17 protein-coding genes, 2 tRNA genes, 1 rRNA gene and 3 pseudogenes are annotated in these 19,128 nt (G+C 38.8%); 4 read left to right on the forward strand and 19 right to left on the reverse strand.

The window, feature by feature from the left end:
* Positions 1 to 266 precede the first annotated feature (266 nt).
* Entirely contained in the window at positions 267 to 1,796 is a 1,530-nt protein-coding gene (locus IRB43_RS16655) for a thiol-activated cytolysin family protein (RefSeq protein ID WP_203364605.1), read from the forward strand.
* Between the two features lie 92 nt (positions 1,797 to 1,888).
* Here the strand turns inward: IRB43_RS16655 and IRB43_RS16660 are convergent, their stop codons facing one another.
* The 9 genes and pseudogenes from IRB43_RS16660 to groES form a co-directional block, all read right to left on the reverse strand.
* Positions 1,889 to 2,296 carry a KH domain-containing protein gene (locus tag IRB43_RS16660; RefSeq protein WP_203364606.1) on the reverse strand — a complete coding sequence of 136 codons (408 nt, stop codon included), beginning with the start codon at positions 2,294 to 2,296 and terminating at the stop codon, positions 1,889 to 1,891.
* Positions 2,297 to 2,512: 216 nt separating this feature from the next.
* Positions 2,513 to 2,635: pseudogene (locus tag IRB43_RS18030) on the reverse strand (hypothetical protein); the annotation flags it as partial.
* Positions 2,636 to 2,799: 164 nt separating this feature from the next.
* A complete protein-coding gene (locus IRB43_RS16665; RefSeq protein ID WP_203364607.1) occupies positions 2,800 to 4,011 on the reverse strand; it encodes a hypothetical protein in 1,212 nt (403 codons plus the stop codon).
* A gap of 205 nt (positions 4,012 to 4,216) precedes the next feature.
* On the reverse strand, positions 4,217 to 4,783 hold the full coding sequence (locus IRB43_RS16670; RefSeq protein WP_238942071.1) for a recombinase family protein: 567 nt from the start codon (positions 4,781 to 4,783) through the stop codon (positions 4,217 to 4,219).
* 730 nt (positions 4,784 to 5,513) lie between these two features.
* Positions 5,514 to 6,080, reverse strand: a pseudogene (locus IRB43_RS16675) (cupin domain-containing protein); the annotation flags it as partial.
* Positions 6,081 to 6,238: 158 nt separating this feature from the next.
* Positions 6,239 to 7,362: pseudogene (locus tag IRB43_RS16680) on the reverse strand (IS3 family transposase).
* A 184-nt stretch (positions 7,363 to 7,546) separates the two neighbouring features.
* On the reverse strand, positions 7,547 to 8,458 hold the full coding sequence (locus IRB43_RS16685; protein ID WP_203364610.1) for a tyrosine-type recombinase/integrase: 912 nt from the start codon (positions 8,456 to 8,458) through the stop codon (positions 7,547 to 7,549).
* A 137-nt stretch (positions 8,459 to 8,595) separates the two neighbouring features.
* Positions 8,596 to 10,227, reverse strand: coding sequence for a chaperonin GroEL (gene groL / locus IRB43_RS16690; protein ID WP_203364611.1), 1,632 nt, complete (start codon positions 10,225 to 10,227; stop codon positions 8,596 to 8,598).
* A gap of 41 nt (positions 10,228 to 10,268) precedes the next feature.
* Positions 10,269 to 10,556: a co-chaperone GroES gene (groES, locus tag IRB43_RS16695; protein ID WP_203364612.1), complete on the reverse strand. Its 288-nt coding sequence runs from the start codon at positions 10,554 to 10,556 to the stop codon at positions 10,269 to 10,271.
* Positions 10,557 to 10,792: 236 nt separating this feature from the next.
* On the opposite strand from groES, the gene IRB43_RS16700 reads away from it, so the two are divergent.
* Complete coding sequence (locus IRB43_RS16700; protein WP_203364613.1) at positions 10,793 to 11,527, forward strand: CPBP family intramembrane glutamic endopeptidase; 735 nt, start codon at positions 10,793 to 10,795, stop codon at positions 11,525 to 11,527.
* 29 nt (positions 11,528 to 11,556) lie between these two features.
* Positions 11,557 to 11,757: a YdiK family protein gene (locus IRB43_RS16705; protein ID WP_203364614.1), complete on the forward strand. Its 201-nt coding sequence runs from the start codon at positions 11,557 to 11,559 to the stop codon at positions 11,755 to 11,757.
* A gap of 59 nt (positions 11,758 to 11,816) precedes the next feature.
* Here the strand turns inward: IRB43_RS16705 and tatC are convergent, their stop codons facing one another.
* The 3 genes from tatC to IRB43_RS16720 are packed head-to-tail and all read right to left on the reverse strand — an operon-like array spanning position 11,817 to position 13,477.
* A complete protein-coding gene (gene tatC, locus IRB43_RS16710) occupies positions 11,817 to 12,569 on the reverse strand; it encodes a twin-arginine translocase subunit TatC (RefSeq protein WP_203364615.1) in 753 nt (250 codons plus the stop codon).
* A gap of 16 nt (positions 12,570 to 12,585) precedes the next feature.
* The gene (tatA, locus tag IRB43_RS16715) at positions 12,586 to 12,768 is read right to left on the reverse strand and encodes a twin-arginine translocase TatA/TatE family subunit (RefSeq protein ID WP_203364616.1); all 183 of its coding nucleotides are present in this window, start codon (positions 12,766 to 12,768) and stop codon (positions 12,586 to 12,588) included.
* A 49-nt stretch (positions 12,769 to 12,817) separates the two neighbouring features.
* On the reverse strand, positions 12,818 to 13,477 hold the full coding sequence (locus IRB43_RS16720; RefSeq protein ID WP_203364617.1) for a redox-sensing transcriptional repressor Rex: 660 nt from the start codon (positions 13,475 to 13,477) through the stop codon (positions 12,818 to 12,820).
* A gap of 192 nt (positions 13,478 to 13,669) precedes the next feature.
* Between IRB43_RS16720 and IRB43_RS16725 the strand changes: the two genes are divergently transcribed.
* Complete coding sequence (locus IRB43_RS16725; protein ID WP_203364618.1) at positions 13,670 to 15,592, forward strand: ABC-F family ATP-binding cassette domain-containing protein; 1,923 nt, start codon at positions 13,670 to 13,672, stop codon at positions 15,590 to 15,592.
* Positions 15,593 to 15,842: 250 nt separating this feature from the next.
* Here IRB43_RS16725 and tsaD read toward each other — a convergent pair whose 3' ends face one another.
* The 7 genes from tsaD to rrf all read right to left on the reverse strand — a co-directional run bounded on the left by tsaD (position 15,843) and on the right by rrf (position 19,000).
* A complete protein-coding gene (gene tsaD, locus IRB43_RS16730; RefSeq protein ID WP_203364622.1) occupies positions 15,843 to 16,862 on the reverse strand; it encodes a tRNA (adenosine(37)-N6)-threonylcarbamoyltransferase complex transferase subunit TsaD in 1,020 nt (339 codons plus the stop codon).
* Entirely contained in the window at positions 16,862 to 17,308 is a 447-nt protein-coding gene (gene rimI / locus IRB43_RS16735) for a ribosomal protein S18-alanine N-acetyltransferase (protein ID WP_203364619.1), read from the reverse strand. Before rimI ends, tsaD begins: the two co-directional genes overlap by 1 nt.
* Positions 17,301 to 18,011, reverse strand: a complete 711-nt coding sequence (gene tsaB, locus IRB43_RS16740; protein ID WP_203364620.1) for a tRNA (adenosine(37)-N6)-threonylcarbamoyltransferase complex dimerization subunit type 1 TsaB — start codon at positions 18,009 to 18,011, stop codon at positions 17,301 to 17,303. The genes rimI and tsaB overlap by 8 nt, the downstream gene beginning before the upstream one ends.
* Complete coding sequence (gene tsaE / locus IRB43_RS16745) at positions 18,008 to 18,463, reverse strand: tRNA (adenosine(37)-N6)-threonylcarbamoyltransferase complex ATPase subunit type 1 TsaE (protein ID WP_203364621.1); 456 nt, start codon at positions 18,461 to 18,463, stop codon at positions 18,008 to 18,010. The genes tsaB and tsaE overlap by 4 nt, the downstream gene beginning before the upstream one ends.
* Positions 18,464 to 18,627: 164 nt before the next feature.
* A tRNA-Asp gene (locus IRB43_RS16750) sits at positions 18,628 to 18,704 on the reverse strand.
* A 5-nt stretch (positions 18,705 to 18,709) separates the two neighbouring features.
* Positions 18,710 to 18,783 (reverse strand) — tRNA-Met (locus IRB43_RS16755).
* 101 nt (positions 18,784 to 18,884) lie between these two features.
* Positions 18,885 to 19,000, reverse strand: a 5S ribosomal RNA gene (rrf, locus tag IRB43_RS16760).
* Positions 19,001 to 19,128: the final 128 nt, after the last annotated feature.

Raw genomic sequence — 19,128 nt, forward strand, 5'->3', positions numbered from 1 at the left:
CAACTTGTGAGAAACCTCTTTAAAAAACCTTGATTTATTAGGGGTTTGAGCAGTGATTACTTAAAAATAATCGTCAGAACAATAGCAATTGCACTCAATTCTTCTTCTCTACTTCATCGGTAGTTATAATTGTATCTTTTATCCTATTCTTTTTAACATATCATCATAAAATATATGATATTTCTACTAAAACGATCCATATATCAAATAATTACTAGACTACCATTTTTATCTTATGATACTATTCCCCCAAAGGAGGACATCATATGAAAATAACACATTATGTCAAAAGCATCAAATTAATCGTTTCATTAGCTGCTACCTTATTCGTTACAACTTATCCGCTAGCTTCATATGCTGAAGCTGTTCCGACAAATGCAAACATGGAAGCGAGCCAACTCAGCGATATCGATGTCGGGATTGCTAACTTAAACTATAATCGTAACGAAATTTTAGCAGTAAAAGGGGACCAAATTGAAAGTTTCGTTCCACGAGAAGGCATTAATGCCAACGGTAAATTCATTGTCGTTGAACGTGAGAAAAAATCCCTAACCACTTCACCAGTAGATATTTCCATTATTGATTCTATCGCAAACCGCGCATATCCAGGGGCTATTCAACTAGCCAACCGAGCTTTTGTAGAAAATCAACCGAACTTATTAATAACTAAAAGAAAGCCATTAAATATTAGTATAGATTTACCTGGAATGAAAAAGGAAAATACAATTACTGTCGAAAATCCAACATACGGGAATGTCTCAGGTGCTATTGATCAGTTAGTTTCTAACTGGAATGAAAAGTATTCCGCAACACATTCCCTTCCATCAAGACTACAATATACCGAGTCTATGGTTTATAGTAAATCACAAATAGCGAGCGCGCTTAATGTAAATGCCAAAATCCTTGATAATTCACTAGGAATTGATTTTAATGCCATTGCGAACGGCGAGAAAAAAGTCATGGTTGCTGCCTATAAGCAAATCTTTTATACCGTAAATGCTGAGTTACCAAATAATCCATCTGACCTCTTTGACCAAAGTGTTACATTTAATGAGTTAACGCGTAAAGGAGTTAGCAACGAAGCTCCACCAGTGATGGTGTCCAATGTTGCTTATGGAAGAACCATCTATGTGAAACTAGAAACTACTTCCAAGAGTAAAGATGTGCAAGCCGCCTTCAAAGCTTTATTGAAAAATAATAGTGTTGAAACGAGTATGCAGTATAAAGATATTTTTGAAGATAGTACTTTCACTGCAGTCGTATTAGGTGGAGATGCAAAAGAGCATAACAAAGTTGTTACAAAAGACTTTGATGAAATCCGAAATATTATTAAAAACAATGCTGAATTCAGTCTAAAAAATCCGGCTTATCCGCTATCTTATACAAGCGTTTTCTTAAAAGATCATTCAGTAGCTGCCATCCAAAACAATACAGATTATATTGAAACAACAGCAACCGAATATTCAAAAGGAAAAATAACTCTCGATCATTACGGCGCCTATGTTGCGCAATTTGCTGTATCTTGGGATGAAGTTTCATATGATGAAAATGGAAAAGAAATCGTCACTCATAAAACATGGGACGGAAATTACAAGGATAGAACAGCCCATTTCTCAACAGTGATTCCACTTCCCCCTAACGCCAAAAACATTACCATTTATGCAAGAGAATGTACCGGCCTTGCTTGGGAATGGTGGAGAACAATTTTAGATGAAAAAAATATTCCGCTATCTAATGAAATAAACGTTTCAATTGGTGGAACTACATTGCATCCAACTGCGACAATAAAACAATAATGAATGAAAAACGGGTTCTCATGGCGATTAGACATGAGAACCCATGAATAAATACAAAAGCACATTTGCTCTGCTGTTCCTCAAAAAAGACTTCATTTTTCAAATCTCACTACTGTTCTTTCAGGAATACTAATTTTGTCTATGTCAAAGTTTTTTAGTTGTATAGTCAACTCACCTTCCCGTTCCTCATATTCTTCACCAATCCAACAAGTATATAGTTCAAAATAATCTCCTTTTCCGAGATATTCGTCCATAATTTCACATAATCTAATAAGCTTCTGCCTTGATTCAGTACGAACTCTTTGATTCGTATACTCCGAAATGTTAATTCCCCAATGAGTCGATACTTCATAAACATAATCAGTAGTTAATTGGTTCTTCTTAACATTAATTCGATGAACTTCATCCGAAAAACAATTACCTATGAGTATTACATCGTTCGAATCATCATCACTAAGCGGTATTTCTACATTACAACCAATATAGCTTGCCAAGCTCATTCAAAGTCACTCCTGTAGATATTTTTACTTTTTATTATATCACTTACGTTGAAAAAACTACTCGCCGTATACTTCTAACTTTTCTGACTTTACAATGAATGAAAAAGAGGTCTCCATTAAGTTTTAGACCTTAATGGAGACCTCTTTAAAAGTCTCATTACCAAAAGCGGTGAATAAGTTTATAAACGTTAATATAACAAGGTTTTTATACCTTTATTACATCATGCCGCCCATTCCGCCCATGCCCATGTCAGGCATGCCCATGCCACCAGCGTTTTCTTGTGGCTTGTCAGCTACTACAGCTTCTGTTGTTAAGAACATTGCTGCTACGGATGCTGAAAACATTTATATAATCATGTATTACTTATATTCATTTAGCACTAACCACTTCTCGTGATAAAGCTTCATTTCAAATTATAAAGTAGTGATAGAAAACTGTAAAGTGGTCAAGAAAACCAGTATAGATGGCTTACCAATTATGTTCCTTTTTAATGGTTTAACAGTTAATTTTTATTCAAGAACAGTTCTTGAAACTGAAATTTGTACTCACTAGGTGCTTTTTCGCTTGAACGATAGATTTCTGCTCTTAATCCTGTTCTCCCCTTGATTGTGACTTGTTTCTTAGTAAGACGAATAGTTCCCAAAACATAAGGCACATTAAATGTTTCGAATACCCCCAGTGGAATAACACGCTCTTCTCCTGATGCCTTTTGGCAAATGTGTAAGTCATAACTAGCTTTTACAAGGTTTCCAATGATACTTGTTACTTTATATTGAACTTTTACCTCGTATTCTTCATTTTCTCTAGTGATATAAAATAGAGGTGTTTGCAGTTTATGCTTCTGGATATACTCAATTGCACTTTCAATTTTGTCTTTTTCTAAATGGTCGAAATCTGTAATAAATCTCAGTCCGTCAATTAAACAATCTAATAATATTTGTTCTTTCGTTTCTTGTGAGGATTGTTTAAATCGTTTGTAATCAAAGATTGCATGGGTGTACTGAAACCAATCTTCCTTTTGAGTACTAATATCGGTGGCTTCTTCTACAGAATTTACTAAATCGAAATAGATTTCCTGATACCGAGGTAATCGAATATCGTACCTACGGAGAACATCAGAAAATATAGTTTCATACATATTCTGATAGAAATAAACATCATCATCTTCAAAGCGAAATCTGTTAAGGACACGAACTCCTATAAGCCTTGTATCTAAAGGTCTTGGATTCTCCCTAAAATTCTCAATTATTCTCAATCTGTAATTCATACGATTTTGTATGGTGAGTTGCTGTTTGTTATCCTCTAAATGTTTTAGTGCTTCTTTGGAATGAGGGGCATCTTTAGCAGCCGTACTAATATCTCTCAAAAGTCCTTCAACTTCAAAATCAAACTCTTTCTTAGATGGGGCATGTGCTATACGAGGAATTGCTTCCTGTATCAAACCTAGTGCAAGATGAAATGTTTCTACGGACAATTTCCCATTGCCTTCAAAATTTGAGAGAATCTCTACCTCAGGATGAATTCCATAAGGCATAAGTACTTTTGCTTCCCGCTTCTTCGGTGGGTTATTCAAAAATTTAAATGATATACTATTGTATACACTACTATAGTTATTCATGATAATGTGTTTGTTAAGGAATAACTCCAGAACTTCTAAAGTCCTGTTGGATTCACTCTTATCTTTATAATCATGAAAATAAATATCAATTCTCAAATTATTACCCCATTCCACTCTTTTTTCGACTACAATTCTTATTTCATAATACAAGGGGGTAAAGTCTTACCACAAGTAGCAAGATTTCGTGACGTGTGAATGTAGTAGCCTACCCCATTTCTCAACTAAGACCCTAGTGAAGATGTGGAAATCATGCCCCCATATCATCAACATAAAGAAAGAGACACCCTTGGGGAGTCCCTTATTAACTCACTTGTTGATGCTCTTTGATTAACTTGTCTAGTGTTGGTCGTGATACCCCTAATTCCTTTGCAAGCTGAGACTTTGATACTTCACGATTCATATATCGTTGATAATGCTTTTCGAAATCTTGGATTGCTACTTCTTTTCGTCCTTTGTACTTTCCTTCTGCTTTAGCTATTGCAATGCCTTCACGTTGTCTTTCGAGCATATTTTCACGTTCAAAATCATTAATGGCACTAATCATCTTTAACATTAGTCTGCCTGTTGCCGTTGAAGTGTCGATATTCTCTTTAATTGATACTAGTTGAACTCCTTTTGATTCTAATAGTTCGACTAGTTCTAATAGGTCTTTTGTGGAGCGTGCTAATCTTGAGAAGTCTGCAACATAGATTGTATCTCCTTCTCTTGCGAAGTCTAACATCTCTTGTAGCTTTGGTCTGTCTGTATTTTTGGCTGAGACTTTTTCTTGATACACCTTATCTATTTTGTACTGTTTCATTGCTTCGACTTGTCTTGCCTCGTTCTGTTCAACTGTTGATACTCTGATATATGCTATGTTCAAGTTCATCGTTCCTTCCGTACTTATCTGATGAATCAAAGATAGCATATTGTAAAATTAGAGTGAAAGACTTTATTTACATTTTGTAAATTAATTAGAATATCAACTTTAAATTTACAATGAGGTAATGCTTATCGATTGCAAACTTAAGGCACGCTCTAGATTTACATATAACTTATAGAGAACAACATTATAATAGCAGAGATATCTATTCCTGTGATATCACCCTAATAGGATACAACTCTGTTATCGGTTATCGTTGTCGAACCACATCAGTTTATTACTATGTGTTTTACCATTTTACCGCACTAAATCACATCTGTTATTTGAGTCGTATCGAAAATTTACCGAATGTCAGTTTGTGAATGAGCGTGCTTTCTTTATCAAACCAATTCAGTATAATACAAAAAATCGTCTCTGCTTATTGCAGAAACGCCCCAGATTGTAGATTTACCCTTAACTATATGCTTTTACTCTAATTCTACATATTTTTGCTTTGCTGAAGAAGTTTGGATTCTCCTGTACGTTCCCATTCTTCTACTGTTTCATATGCTTTTTCGGGAGAATACCCTTTCCCTACAAGAACTCCCATTAGAATAAATTCTTGAAGAATGTGTGTCATATTAATTCCTCTTTTAACGTCTTCCAAGCCTTCTTTTACCAAAAATTCCGTATATCTTATCCATTCATCTGGAGTCCTTCCAAAAACTACTGTATTTCCATTTTCGTTACCATAGCCTTCTTCTGCAGCCATTGCGTCTGCTTTAGTCCTATGAACAGTACCAAACGGATGGTTGGAAGGAGCATATATTGAGTAAAGTTTTAGCGGGATATTACCTGTATTGATTACATTGTGCCATGTTCCAGCAGGTATCATGATTGCAGAATCATCATAGATATTTCTTTTAAAATTTAAATTATCTTTCCGCTTGCCCATTTGAACAATGCCCTGACCTTGTTCAACACGTAAGAATTGGTCAACGTTAGGGTGCATTTCCAAACCGATATCTTCGCCAACATTTAGACTCATTAAGGTAACTTGCAAATGAGTTCCTGTCCATAAAGCGGTACGGTACGTATTGTTTTGCTTCGTAGCTTCATTGATATTAACGACAAACGGTTTTGGTCCATAATCTTTTAACAAAATACTGACATCACCATTGGAAGAGCGAAAAGAGCCAAATCTGTTTGCATGTTCTATCTCAACAGGATTAGTCCAGTAAACAGACTGCCTACCATAGTTATTCATGGGTACATTAACATAATAAGGATATTGATATGGATACATATTAGGAACGTAATACATTTTTCTCAGTCCCTTCACATTTATGAAATTATCCTATGCACTATGTTAAGGAAATGTACTTAAATGCAAGTTGCCTTAAATATAGAAAGCGTTGTTTTCCTAAAATGCTTACTCAATTAAATGAAGGAATGGAATGTCAACACTAACCTGAACAATTTTTATAAGGACTGCTGCTTAAATTCAGTCGGTGTCAGATATCCTAGTGTTTGATGAATCCGAATATTATTAAACCAATTCACATAATCCCACAGTTCAAGATCTAGTTGTTCAAGGGAATGGAAAGTACGTTGGTACACAAATTCGATCTTAAAGCTCTTGTATGTCGCTTCTGCCACGGCATTATCATACGGACATCCTTTTGCGCTAAGTGAACGCTGGATACCAAATGCTTCTGTTGCTTCTGCCATCAGTTGATTATCGAATTCTGAGCCACGGTCTGTGTGGAATAACTGTACATTTGTCAGGTTGCCTTTAATGCTACTTAATGCTTTGTAGACAAGCGCTGCGTCTTTATTTGGGCCCGCACTTGCACCGACTAATTCACGATTAAAAAGATCGACAAACAAGCACACATAGTGCCATTTTTTCCCGATACGCATGTACGTTAAATCACTGACTAACACCGATCATTCCTTCTCTTGTTGGAATTCACGATTTAATACGTTGGCGATTGTCGCCTCGTTACTTTGTTTCTTTTGTGGTCTGTAATAAGCAACCGTGTCATTCGAGACAAGACCTAAATCCTTCATGATTCCCCCTATACGTCGTCTAGAAACCATCATGTCTTGTTTCTCTAATTCTTTCTTAATTTTACGTGTCCCATAGTTATTACGGCTTTGCTTAAAAATCGTATAAATACGCTCTTGTAAGTCTGCTTCCTCCGCTTGTTTTTCGTCATCTTCACGCTTGTGAAGGTGATAGTAGTAAGTACTTCTTGGAATTTGTAGGACGTCACACATGGCTGATACCGAATATTTGTGAGCGTTGTTACGAATCACATCTATTTTCGTCCCATGATCAGCGCGGCTTGCTTTAAAATATCATTTTCCATTCGTAGGCGTTGCACTTCTTTGCGTAGTTCAAGCAATTCTGTTTCTTCTGTCGTACGATTGTCTTCTGCCTTGAAAGACCCTGTTTCCTGGTGATTTTTAATCCAACGATCTAATGAAGAAGGCGTAATATCATATTCTCTCGCAATATCTGCTCGCGATTTGCCGTTTTCATAGAGCTTCACCATTTGTAGTTTAAATTCGGCTGTAAACGTTCGACGTTCTCTTCTCATTTTGACCCGCTCCTTAAGGTTAGTCCTTTTAGTGTACTACCCCTTATAAGAGTTGTCTAACTTAGTGTAGCCTATCCACCCTTTTTTTTCGTCTCGTATCGGGATTTTTCTCAACGTGTTATGTGCGTTGGGGTGATAAAAATGAAATAAAGAGAACAGCCATGTGACTGCTCCCTTTTTTCACTTACACATCTAATGAATTCAGTGGATTATACTTGTCATTCTGCTCCCTTAACTCATTCCCCCACATAGCAACATACTTCATCGTAACCGCAATATTTTGGTGTCTCATAAGCTTCTGAATGGCAAAAGCACTCATTCCAGACATAGCTAATCGATGACAAAATGTGTGACGGAACGTGTGAGCAGATACACGAACATCTTTGAAATTCATTTTTTGCCCTAGATATCTAAACACTAACATCAATGAATTATCAGTCATTTGGGTATTATCTCGTTTCACAAAAACATAATCGCTCATAGTTCCCCAATATTGTTTACAGAAGGTTTGATATCCCGCTAGTTCTTTTACCAACTTATCCGTAATGGGAATTGTCTCTTTTCTTCTGCTTTTCCCAAACACTGATATCGATTTATTTACAAAATCTATGTCAGACCATTGAAGATTGATAACCTCCCCTCTTCTTATCCCTGTTCCAAGAATGGATATAATAATCATGTAATCACGATAAGCTACATAGCTTTTGTCTCGCTGTTTTATCCTTCTGTAGAAGTTCAACATCTGCCGTATTTGTTCATCACTGAAAACATCAATCTTTACATCATCTTTTTGCCTCTTAACCTTTTTCGCAGGACTGGTTTTGATAACTTCACATTCCACCATATAGTTTAAAAATGCTCGGATTCTTAATAGTTTAGTGTTGATTGTACCCGCTTTGTCGCCTTTTTCTTGGCAATTTAAAAGATATTGCCGAACATGACTATAGGTAATGTCCTCAACATTTACTACTTGGTTCTCAATGCAATAATCAATAAACTTGCCTAAAAGCATTTCATAATTTTTGATATTCGTCTTGGTTGTGTTCTTGAAACGTCTGTCATCCAAAAAGTCTTGATACGCAAATTTTAATAACACAAAAAACCACTCCCTAATTTTTTATAGGAAGTGGTTATTGCTATTGATATAAGTTTTTCACATGACTACTTCACAACTTAAGTGAAATTGGGTGAAAAATAGAATTAACTATTTCTCAGATGTTCGGCTCAAAAGCCTTACATCATGCCGCCCATTCCGCCCATGCCCATGTCAGGCATGCCCATGCCACCAGCGTTTTCTTGTGGCTTGTCAGCTACTACAGCTTCTGTTGTTAAGAACATTGCTGCTACGGATGCTGCGTTTTGTAGAGCAGAACGAGTTACTTTCGTTGGGTCTACGATACCAGTTTCGATCATGTTAACCCACTCGCCAGTTGCTGCGTTGAAGCCGATGCCGATTTCTTCGCGTTTTAGGCGGTCAACTACAACAGAGCCTTCAAGACCAGCGTTTAGAGCGATTTGGCGAATTGGTTCTTCTAACGCGCGAAGAACGATGCTTACACCAGTTGCTACGTCGCCTTCTGCTTCGATAGCCGCTACTTTGTTATATACGTTCACTAGTGCTGTACCACCACCGGATACAATTCCTTCTTCAACAGCTGCACGAGTTGCGTTTAATGCGTCTTCAATGCGAAGTTTGCGCTCTTTCAGTTCTGTTTCAGTAGCCGCTCCAACTTTGATAACTGCTACACCGCCAGCTAATTTCGCTAGGCGCTCTTGTAATTTTTCTTTGTCAAATTCAGAAGTAGTTTCTTCTAATTGAGCGCGGATTTGGTTAACGCGAGCTTCAATTTGAGCTGCATCGCCAGCACCTTCAACGATTGTTGTGTTTTCTTTAGAAACAACAACTTTCGCTGCACGTCCTAATTGAGTGATGTTAGCAGATTTAAGGTCTAGTCCTAAATCTTCCGTGATCACTTCACCACCAGTCAAGATTGCGATATCTTCAAGCATTGCTTTACGACGGTCACCGAATCCAGGAGCTTTAACCGCTACTGCATTGAACGTACCGCGAAGTTTGTTCACTACTAATGTAGCTAATGCTTCACCTTCTACGTCTTCAGAGATTAATAGAAGTGGTTTAGATTGTTGAACCACTTGCTCTAGTACAGGAAGAACTTCCTGAATGCTTGTGATTTTCTTGTCTGTGATTAAGATGTATGGGTTGTCAAGAACCGCTTCCATCTTGTCAGAGTCAGTGATCATGTATGGAGATGCATAACCGCGATCGAATTGCATACCTTCTACAACATCAAGCTCTGTTGTGAAACCTTTAGATTCTTCGATTGTGATAACACCGTCGTTACCTACGCGCTCCATAGCTTCAGCGATTAATTGACCAACTTCTTCATCAGCAGAAGAAATTGCCGCTACTTGAGCGATGGATTCTTTGCCTTCGATTGGTTTAGAGATTTCTTGCAATGCTTCCACAGCTGTTTGAACTGCTTGATCCATACCTTTGCGAACGCCTACTGGGTTTGCTCCAGCTGTTACGTTTTTCAAGCCTTCACGGATCATTGCTTGTGCAAGTACAGTTGCAGTTGTTGTACCGTCACCCGCTACGTCGTTTGTTTTGCTTGCTACTTCTGCTACAAGCTTTGCACCCATGTTTTCGAATGCATCTTCAAGCTCGATTTCTTTTGCAATCGTTACACCGTCGTTTGTGATTAAAGGTGAACCGAATTTCTTCTCAAGTACCACGTTGCGTCCTTTTGGTCCAAGAGTTACTTTTACAGCGTTTGCTAATTGGTCTACCCCGCTAAGCATTGCACGGCGCGCTTCTTCGCTAAATTTAATTTCTTTTGCCATGTGTAAAACCTCCCTGATTATTTTTTATTCGTATTCGTCTATTATTCTCCGATGACAGCAAGAATGTCGCTATCGCGAAGGATTAAGTATTCTGATCCTTGGTATTTCACTTCTGTGCCAGCATATTTAGAGAAGATGATGCGATCTCCAACAGCTACCTCTAGCGCTACACGCTCACCGTTCTCAAGAACACGGCCTGTACCAACCGCTACGATTTTGCCTTCTTGCGGCTTTTCCTTTGCTGAATCTGGTAGTACAATTCCGCTAGCCGTTTTTTCTTCTGATTCTACTAGCTCAATAATAACGCGATCACCTAGTGGTTTTAACAAGTGAAACAACCTCCTCATAAATGTATGTAATTTTCATTTATTAGCACTCTCTTATCATGAGTGCTAACACAATTATTATAATAATTAATTCGGAATTATTTTGCAAGCATGAAGCATAACTTTTTTTGAAATCATTCCCTCTTGACGGATAACTCTCTAATCGTTCTGTTTGAATCCCTCTCTTTTTATTAGTAAAATAGGCTGTAATTGAATTTGAATAAAGGAGTTTTTCTCATTTGAAAAAAGAATATGGCTATATTCTCATTGTGTATTTAATTATGCAATTATCAGGATTTATTGGTTTGCCCCTTATGTACAAAGTTGGCGTAGCATTAGGTGTAGAACCGAAGCGAATGGAAACGATTGTTCCAGGTTACTGGATTCTTTTTAGCTTTGCCGTCGCTTTATTGATTGTCTGGCTCATATTGCGCAAAACGTCCGAAAATCGGTTAGAGCGAATGGAGACCTTACCTGCGGGACCATCCACTTTTTGGGCTGTGGCTGGCGTCTTTCTCGCTTTCTTTGCTCAACGAATTGCTATTTCAATTGAAATGATGCTCGGGGTGGAAATGGGGTCTCAAAATACCGAAACTATCGTCAACGTAATTGAAATTGTACCAGCGACTATGATATCTGTTGCTGTATTCGGCCCTATTTTAGAAGAAATCGTGTTTCGAAAAATTATCTTTGGTAGCTTACATGAAAGGTTTTCTTTCAGCATCTCAGCGGTACTTAGTTCCCTCATCTTTGCCGTTGCACACAGAGAGTTAGAACACCTTTTATTATACACAGCGATGGGTTTTACATTCGCTTTTCTTTATGTAAAGACGAAGAGACTGATTGTACCGATTTTTGCCCATGTAGCGATGAACTCGACGGTTGTAGTAGTGCAGTACTTTTTTAAAGATGAAATTGAACGAATGATGAAACAAGCGGAGCAACTACAAAGCATTATTGCTTGGCTTTCATAGTCTGTTTGACTGAATTTGGAGGAATTTCAATGACACGATCACCATTAAAAGCCGGAATCTTTTATTTGTTGCTAGGCGCTTTCTTTACGTACTTAGCCATTGAAGATGTCAATTCTGGCGGTTTCGGTTTTTTTACTTATGTACTGATTCTGCTGGCGACAATGGATATTGGTTCAGGCATTCGCTTAGTCTTTATCCATTTCCGCTTGAAAAATAGCGTAAAAAAATAAGGCTGTTCCATAAAGGGATGCGCCTCCTTCTAGGAGGGCTCGCCTCTTGGACAGCCTTTTTATTCATGTTCTGCATTTTGTGCTTCAATTTCTGCAGCAATAGCCTTCTTATAGCCAATTTTCGAAATCCAAATACTAATCTCATAAAGAATCAGTAAAGGAACCGTCACCATCATATGGGACATAATGTCCGGTGGCGTAATCAATGCAGCAATCACAAGTAGCACAAAATAAGCATAGCGGCGAATCTGCGCTAAAAACATCGGTGTAATGATGCCTAGTCTTGTTAGGAATAAAGTGACGACAGGCAATTGAAACAGAAAACCAAATGGAATCGTAATTTGAAACAAAAATTGAAAATACTCATTAATCCCAATCACTTGCTCAATATTTAATTTCCCTGATAGATTCATCATGAAATGAATAATATATGGAAATAAAATAAAGTAAGAAAATGAAAGACCTCCTAAAAAAAGCAACACAGATACAGGAATGTAACTGAGTGTAGCCTTTCTCTCTTTCTCTAATAAGCCGGGACTGACAAATGCCCAAAGTTGAAAGAGGATCATCGGTGACGTCATAATAATGGCCAGCACAAAAGCCATTTGAAAATAAATCTTCAACGGGTCTGTTACCCGAAAAGCGTTCATCGTTAATTCCTTCGCCTCATCGGCGTGCTGTAAATAACGAATAATTGGTTCTGCCAAAAAGAGACTGGCGATCATAGCAAAGAAGAAGAAAACGACTATTATGATGAGCCGTTTTCTTAATTCACCAATGTGTTCATATATCGTCATGTCTTGTCGACTCATTGTTATTCATCCTTCATTACTGGGGATCTTTTTTATCAGCTGGCTTGTCCTCATCATCTGCCAGCCCTTTTGTCGCGTTTTTAAATTCTTTTAATGTATCTCCCGCTGCGCGTCCAAGTTCAGGAAGCTTCTTCGGTCCGAAAATCAATAATGCTGCAATAGCTATAATTATTAAACTACCTATACCTACTGTTGGCATTTGTGCCACACCTCCTTCCCTTCATCATAACCCATTTTTCGTCATATTTCTATTGTGACTTTTCTTCTGCAGCTTCCGGATAATTCTTTAAAAAATAAACTAATGATTGTAATTCGACAGCAAGGTCAATGTGATGTACACGAATGGATGGCGGAACCGTTAATCGCGCCGGTGTGAAATTCAATAGTCCTTTAATATCAGAAGCAGCAAGCCGATCGGTAATGCTTTGGGCAAACTGGGATGGCACAGTCAAAATGGCAACTTGCACAGCTTCTTCTTTCAATTTTTTCTCTAAATCATCTAAATGATAAATGGGGACATCGCCGATCACCGTCCCTACTTTATTCGGATCGACATCGAAGGCCATTTGGATTTTTGTATTATTATTTTTCATAAAATTATAATTCAAAAAAGCGGTACCTAAATTCCCAACGCCAATCAAGGCTACATTAGTCACTTCATCTTGGTCTAAAGTTTTTCGAAAGAAAGAAAGCAAATAGCCTACGTTGTAGCCATACCCTTTTTTTCCGAGTGCTCCAAAGTAAGAAAAGTCCCGGCGAATTGTGGCCGAATCCACTTTAACAGCTTCGCTTAACTCTGCTGAAGAGACTCTTTGCTTGCCAGAAGCATGTAGATTTTGAATAAAGCGATAATACAACGGCAGACGTTTCGCTGTTGCCTGCGGAATTTTCATAGAATCCTGATTCATTTATCATACCCCCACAACTACAACTAACTTGTTTGTTAACGCTTCCACCTTTTTTCCCTTACGTGTTATCATACAATAATTTACGTTTTTTGTCTTATACCTTTGTCTACCTTTTCACAATTAGGAGAAGCCAACTGAAGAACATTGCTCCTATTAGTAGAATGGGATACACTGAAAACAGAGGTGAAAAAGATGATTTTGTTACAAGTTCAACAGCTGTCAAAGTACTTTGGTGCTGAGCTGATACTGTCAAATATAAAATTAGAAGTACAAACAAAAGATCGAATCGCCCTTGTTGGCAGAAACGGAGCAGGGAAATCAACTCTTTTAAAAATAATTGCCGGACAGCTTTCCTATGATTCTGGAGAAATCATGAAGCCAAAGGATGTCACGATCGGTTATTTAGCACAAAATACCGGCTTAGAATCGGACCTGTCCATTTGGGAAGAAATGCTGTCTGTATTTGATCACCTGCAAGAAATGGAACAGTCTATTCGCCGTCTTGAACTGCAAATGTCGAATCCTGATGTATATGAAAATGAAGCCATGTACCACAAGATAATGGGCGAATATGATCTGTTGCAAAATAAATTTAAAGAATTAGGCGGCTATCAGTTCGAAGCAGATATCCGTTCGGTTTTGCACGGGCTAAACTTCCAAGACTTCGATTACTCAACAAAAATATCCACATTAAGCGGTGGACAAAAAACACGGCTCGCTTTAGGAAAACTATTATTAACGAAGCCGGATATTTTAATACTAGATGAGCCGACAAACCATCTAGATATCCAAACCCTCTCTTGGCTTGAACAATATTTACAAAACTACAGCGGAGCCATTTTGATTGTTTCTCATGACCGTTATTTTCTTGATAAAGTGGTGACGCAAGTCTATGAAGTATCCCGTCATAAAATCAAGAAATTCCACGGGAACTATAGTAAGTATTTAGTTCAAAAAGCGGAGCAGTATGAAAAAGAAATGAAAATGTTTGAAAAGCAACAAGAACAGGTGGCCAAGCTTGAAGATTTTATTCAGCGCAATATCGCGCGGGCATCGACTACGAAACGAGCACAAAGCCGCCGCAAGCAGCTGCAGCGCATGGAATTAATGAGCCGTCCAGATGGGGATGAAAAATCGGCTAACTTTTTATTTACGATTGAAAAGCAAAGCGGAAATGAAGTATTAAAAGTCAATGATTTATCGATTGGCTATGAAGAAAGAGCGGTAGCTAATCACTTAACTGCGCTCATTGCCAGAGAGGACAGCATCGCGCTCGTTGGACCAAATGGAGCAGGGAAATCAACTCTCTTGAAAACGATCGTCAAAAAACTGCCTGCATTAGCCGGCAGCTTTACACTTGGAACAAATGTCTCAATTGGCTATTACGACCAGGAACAAGCAGACTTAACATCCAATAAAACGGTCTTAAACGAATTATGGGATGACTATCCAGGCATACAAGAAAAAGATATCCGCACCGTGCTTGGTAACTTTCTTTTTTCAGGTGATGATGTATTAAAGCCGGTTTCTACTTTAAGCGGTGGGGAAAAGGCCCGGCTGGCTCTAGCGAAACTGATGATGCAAAAATCCAATTTCCTCATTCTCGATGAGCCGACAAACCATCTTGATTTAGATAGTAAAGAAGTGCTAGAAAATGCCTTGATTGATTACCCTGGAACAATTTTGTTTGTATCTCATGACCGTTACTTTATCAATCGCCTAGCCTCTAAAGTCCTCGAGCTTTCTTCTGAAGGATTAACCGAATACCTCGGAGATTATGATTATTATGTTGCAAAAAAGCTTGAACAAGAGGAGTTAGCTGCGATAGAAGAAGCGGCGGTCTCTCCAAAAGCCGATAAACCTTCAAGTGAAGGCTCTACTTATTACGCAGATAAAGAACAAAAGAAGCTTGAACGCCAAAAGCGGCGGCGCATCGAAGAAATCGAACAGCAAATTGAACAAATTGAAGCAAATATTGCCGAAGCCGAAGAACTATTATGTCAGCCAGAAGTATTTCAAGATCATGAACGGTCTTTTGAACTAAATGAAGCACTTGAAAAGAACCGATCAGAAGTAGACAAGTTAATGGAAGAGTGGGAGCTTCTTCAAGATTAATGATCGACCGCCGGAGCATCTGTCTCGGGCGGTTTTTATACACAGTCTTATCCACATAAAAAACACTTTATTTACAATATCTTAACAAAGTTATCCCTTTTATCCACAAATCCATATGTTTTTATCCACATTATTAACAATTCCATATACGTTTACTCAACAGTTTTTCAACAGGATCTATTTGTTTATTCACAACTTATCAACATATTGTGAACAACAAAAGCTGCCCTTTTCATAGGACAGCTGATACTTAAAATTGCTCAAGATCTAACCCTGGGTAACCATTCATCGTGAAGTCGTCTCTTTTTCCTTGCTCAAATAACACCGTACCAGCAGCGGCAATCATCGCCGCATTATCTGTGCAAAGACTAAGTGGAGGAATGATTAATTCAACCTCTGGCCAAGCAGCAAATTGCTCTTCTAAAGCCTTTCTCAATCCTTTATTGGCTGCCACTCCTCCTGCTAAAAGCACTTGTTTCACATTAAACTCTTTTGCCGCCCGTACCGTTTTGGCGACTAGCACCTCAACTACGCTTGCTTGAAAGCTTGCTGCGATATCTTCAGGCTTCAATTGTTCCCCGCGTTGCTCGGCATTATGCAACGTATTAATGACAGCTGATTTCAACCCACTAAAGCTAAAATCATAACAATCTTCTTCAAGCCAAGCTCTCGGAAAATCAATGGATGCTTCTCCTTCTGTCGCCATACGATCAATATGAGGACCACCTGGATACGGGAGATTCAATGTGCGTGCTACTTTATCATACGCTTCGCCAGCTGCATCATCGCGCGTTTCTCCGATGACTTCAAACTCTCCATGCTCCTTCATGAAAACAAGCTCTGTGTGACCGCCTGAAACAACGAGAGACAATAGCGGGAAAGTCATTTCTGCCACTATTCGATTGGCATAAATATGACCGGCGATATGATGCACTCCCACAAGCGGAAGGCTATGAGCAAAAGCTAAAGCCTTGGCCGCATTCACCCCTATTAAAAGCGAACCTACTAAGCCAGGACCTTTTGTCACAGCAATCGCATCCAGCTCTTTAAATGTCATGTTTGCTTGCGCTAATGTTTCTTCAATCACAATCGTTATTTCTTCCACATGATGACGGGAAGCCACTTCAGGCACCACTCCACCGAAGCGTTTATGACTCTCAATTTGCGAAGAAACAACATTGGCTACAATTTCTCTGCCGTTTTTTACAATAGCTGCGGCTGTTTCGTCACAGCTTGTCTCTATTCCTAATATATACGTGTCTTTTTTCATCATAACCTCACCCACATTACTAATGCATCTTCCTGATTGTCGGAATAATAATTTTTGCGAATCCCACCTGGCTGAAATCCAAGCTTTTTATATAAATTTTGCGCAGGTGTATTGCTCACCCTTACCTCTAAGGTCATCACTGCAGCTCCTTTCGCCTTCGCTGCTTTCATAACATGCACAAGAAGCTTTTCACCAAAACCATTCCCTCTATAGGACGGTAAGATCGCAATATTCGTAATTTGTGATTCATCTAGTACAAGCCACATGCCGCAATAACCTATTAACTGCCCCTCTGATTCCGCAACATGATACAAGGCGAACAGATTATTGTCCATTTCTTTATAAAAGGATTCCTTTGTCCAAGGAACGGTAAAACTGTTTTTTTCAATTTCATATACTTGTTCAACATCATCAATGGTCATTTCGCGAACAGCAATATCAACCATGACGGCTTTCCGCTCCTTGCTGCGCCTCGATCCATTTTGCTTCCGCTTCGGCGAGGCGAATATAGTTTGGCACAAATGAATGCAATTCTTCAGCTGGTGCGGTTAAACCGAGGCGGCCTAAGTCAGAAGGTCTCGGTGAATGGACACTTGCTTCTCCGATCATCGCTTTTTCACCTAATACTTCTATAATCATTTCTTTATGAAGAAGAACGTCTTTACCTGTAAATAAAACAGGGCGATCTAGTGCCTTCAGCTCCTTGCACCAATCTTCAAGTAATAGATTTCGATCCTCTTTCACAGTGATCAGCTCTCCATTCTCAAATTGGTATAGCCCAGTATATACTCTGCCTCTTCTTGCATCAAAAATAGGACTAATATAATTAGGAAAATATTTTGCAGAAGCAGCAACCGTCGCCAGACTAGATACGCCTGATAACGGAATTTGCAAAGACCAAGCCAATGTCTTAGCAATCGTTACCCCAATGCGAACACCCGTATAAGAACCTGGTCCTTTCGCCACAACAATTTTCCCAAGCTCTGATGGCTGTACTTCACATTCTTTTAACAATGCATCAATGGCTGGCATCGCCCGCAATGAATGATTTTTCTGTAAATCGGTTATATATTCCCCGATTAATTTCTCTCCATCTAAAAGCGCTACGCCAAGCGTATATGTAGATGTATCAATCGCTAATACCTTCATCCTAAAATCTCCTTACAAATTGATTCATACCTTGTTCCGACAGGTGTTAATTCTATTTTTCGCTGGTCATTCCCTTGATGTAAGAGAGACAGCTTTAAATATTCACTAGGGAGTTGTCCTTCAATTAAATGGGCCCATTCTACAACTGTGACACCTTCTCCATAAAAATATTCATCAAACCCAAGATCCTCTTCTTCATCTTGAACTCGGTATACATCCATATGATAAAGCGGCAGCCTACCCATATATTCTTTAATAATTGTAAATGTTGGGCTATTGACTGTTCGTTTCACTCCAAGGCCTTTTGCTAGTCCCTTCGTGAACGTCGTCTTCCCTGCCCCTAAATCACCTTCAAGCAAAATCACATCTTTCGGTTGCAGTACCTGTGCCAGTCTTTCTGCAAAAGCTTGTGTCTCCTCTGCACTAGATGTGAAAAAAGCTATTGTACTCATATTTCGTCTCCCTTTATTCATTATTGAACCACCGAAGCTTTAATCGTAAAAAAACCTTAGGATTGATTGCATCCTAAGGTAGTTTATTTTAGTATATCCTAAATAAGTATATAAAAAAAGAAAACGAAAGTCATTTTCGTTTTGTTTGTTCGAAATTATTTAAATGGCGGTCCGGACGGGACTCGAACCCGCGACCTCCTGCGTGACAGGCAGGCATTCTAACCAACTGAACTACCGGACCATTTATTGCGGGGACAGGATTTGAACCTGCGACCTTCGGGTTATGAGCCCGACGAGCTACCAGACTGCTCCACCCCGCGACGATGTGAATAAAACTTAGTATATTTCATGTCCGAGCAAATGACCGTCTCGATTTCAAAAAGCTAATTCAGACGTGGTCTACTCCAAAATGATACAAATCGCCTGGCAACGTCCTACTCTCACAGGGGGAGACCCCCAACTACCATCGGCGCTGAAGAGCTTAACTTCCGTGTTCGGGATGGGAACGGGTGTGTCCTCTTCGCTATCGCCACCAGACTATGAAGTTTGAAAGAATTGTTCTTTCAAAACTGGATAATAAGTATTGTAACCTTGCAAATCGCCTATTATGGTGTGTTCATTCTAGCTCCGGCTCCTAGACATTCGAGTCAAATAACCTGTCGCTT

The organism is Bacillus sp. REN10 (assembly GCF_016820555.1).
Classification (GTDB): domain Bacteria; phylum Bacillota; class Bacilli; order Bacillales; family Domibacillaceae; genus Bacillus_CE.

Excerpts from the sequence above, each read along its gene's own strand:
- tsaB (WP_203364620.1), bottom strand. The coding sequence starts at position 18,011 with ATGAAGGTATTAGCGATTGATACATCTACATATACGCTTGGCGTAGCG.
- tatC (WP_203364615.1), bottom strand. The coding sequence starts at position 12,569 with ATGAGTCGACAAGACATGACGATATATGAACACATTGGTGAATTAAGA.
- rimI (WP_203364619.1), bottom strand. The coding sequence starts at position 17,308 with ATGGTTGATATTGCTGTTCGCGAAATGACCATTGATGATGTTGAACAA.
- groL (WP_203364611.1), bottom strand. The coding sequence starts at position 10,227 with ATGGCAAAAGAAATTAAATTTAGCGAAGAAGCGCGCCGTGCAATGCTT.
- tsaE (WP_203364621.1), bottom strand. The coding sequence starts at position 18,463 with ATGAGTACAATAGCTTTTTTCACATCTAGTGCAGAGGAGACACAAGCT.
- tsaD (WP_203364622.1), bottom strand. The coding sequence starts at position 16,862 with ATGAAAAAAGACACGTATATATTAGGAATAGAGACAAGCTGTGACGAA.
- IRB43_RS16655 (WP_203364605.1), top strand. The coding sequence starts at position 267 with ATGAAAATAACACATTATGTCAAAAGCATCAAATTAATCGTTTCATTA.
- tatA (WP_203364616.1), bottom strand. The coding sequence starts at position 12,768 with ATGCCAACAGTAGGTATAGGTAGTTTAATAATTATAGCTATTGCAGCA.
- IRB43_RS16660 (WP_203364606.1), bottom strand. The coding sequence starts at position 2,296 with ATGAGCTTGGCAAGCTATATTGGTTGTAATGTAGAAATACCGCTTAGT.
- IRB43_RS16720 (WP_203364617.1), bottom strand. The coding sequence starts at position 13,477 with ATGAATCAGGATTCTATGAAAATTCCGCAGGCAACAGCGAAACGTCTG.
- IRB43_RS16705 (WP_203364614.1), top strand. The coding sequence starts at position 11,557 with ATGACACGATCACCATTAAAAGCCGGAATCTTTTATTTGTTGCTAGGC.
- IRB43_RS16670 (WP_238942071.1), bottom strand. The coding sequence starts at position 4,783 with ATGAACTTGAACATAGCATATATCAGAGTATCAACAGTTGAACAGAAC.
- IRB43_RS16725 (WP_203364618.1), top strand. The coding sequence starts at position 13,670 with ATGATTTTGTTACAAGTTCAACAGCTGTCAAAGTACTTTGGTGCTGAG.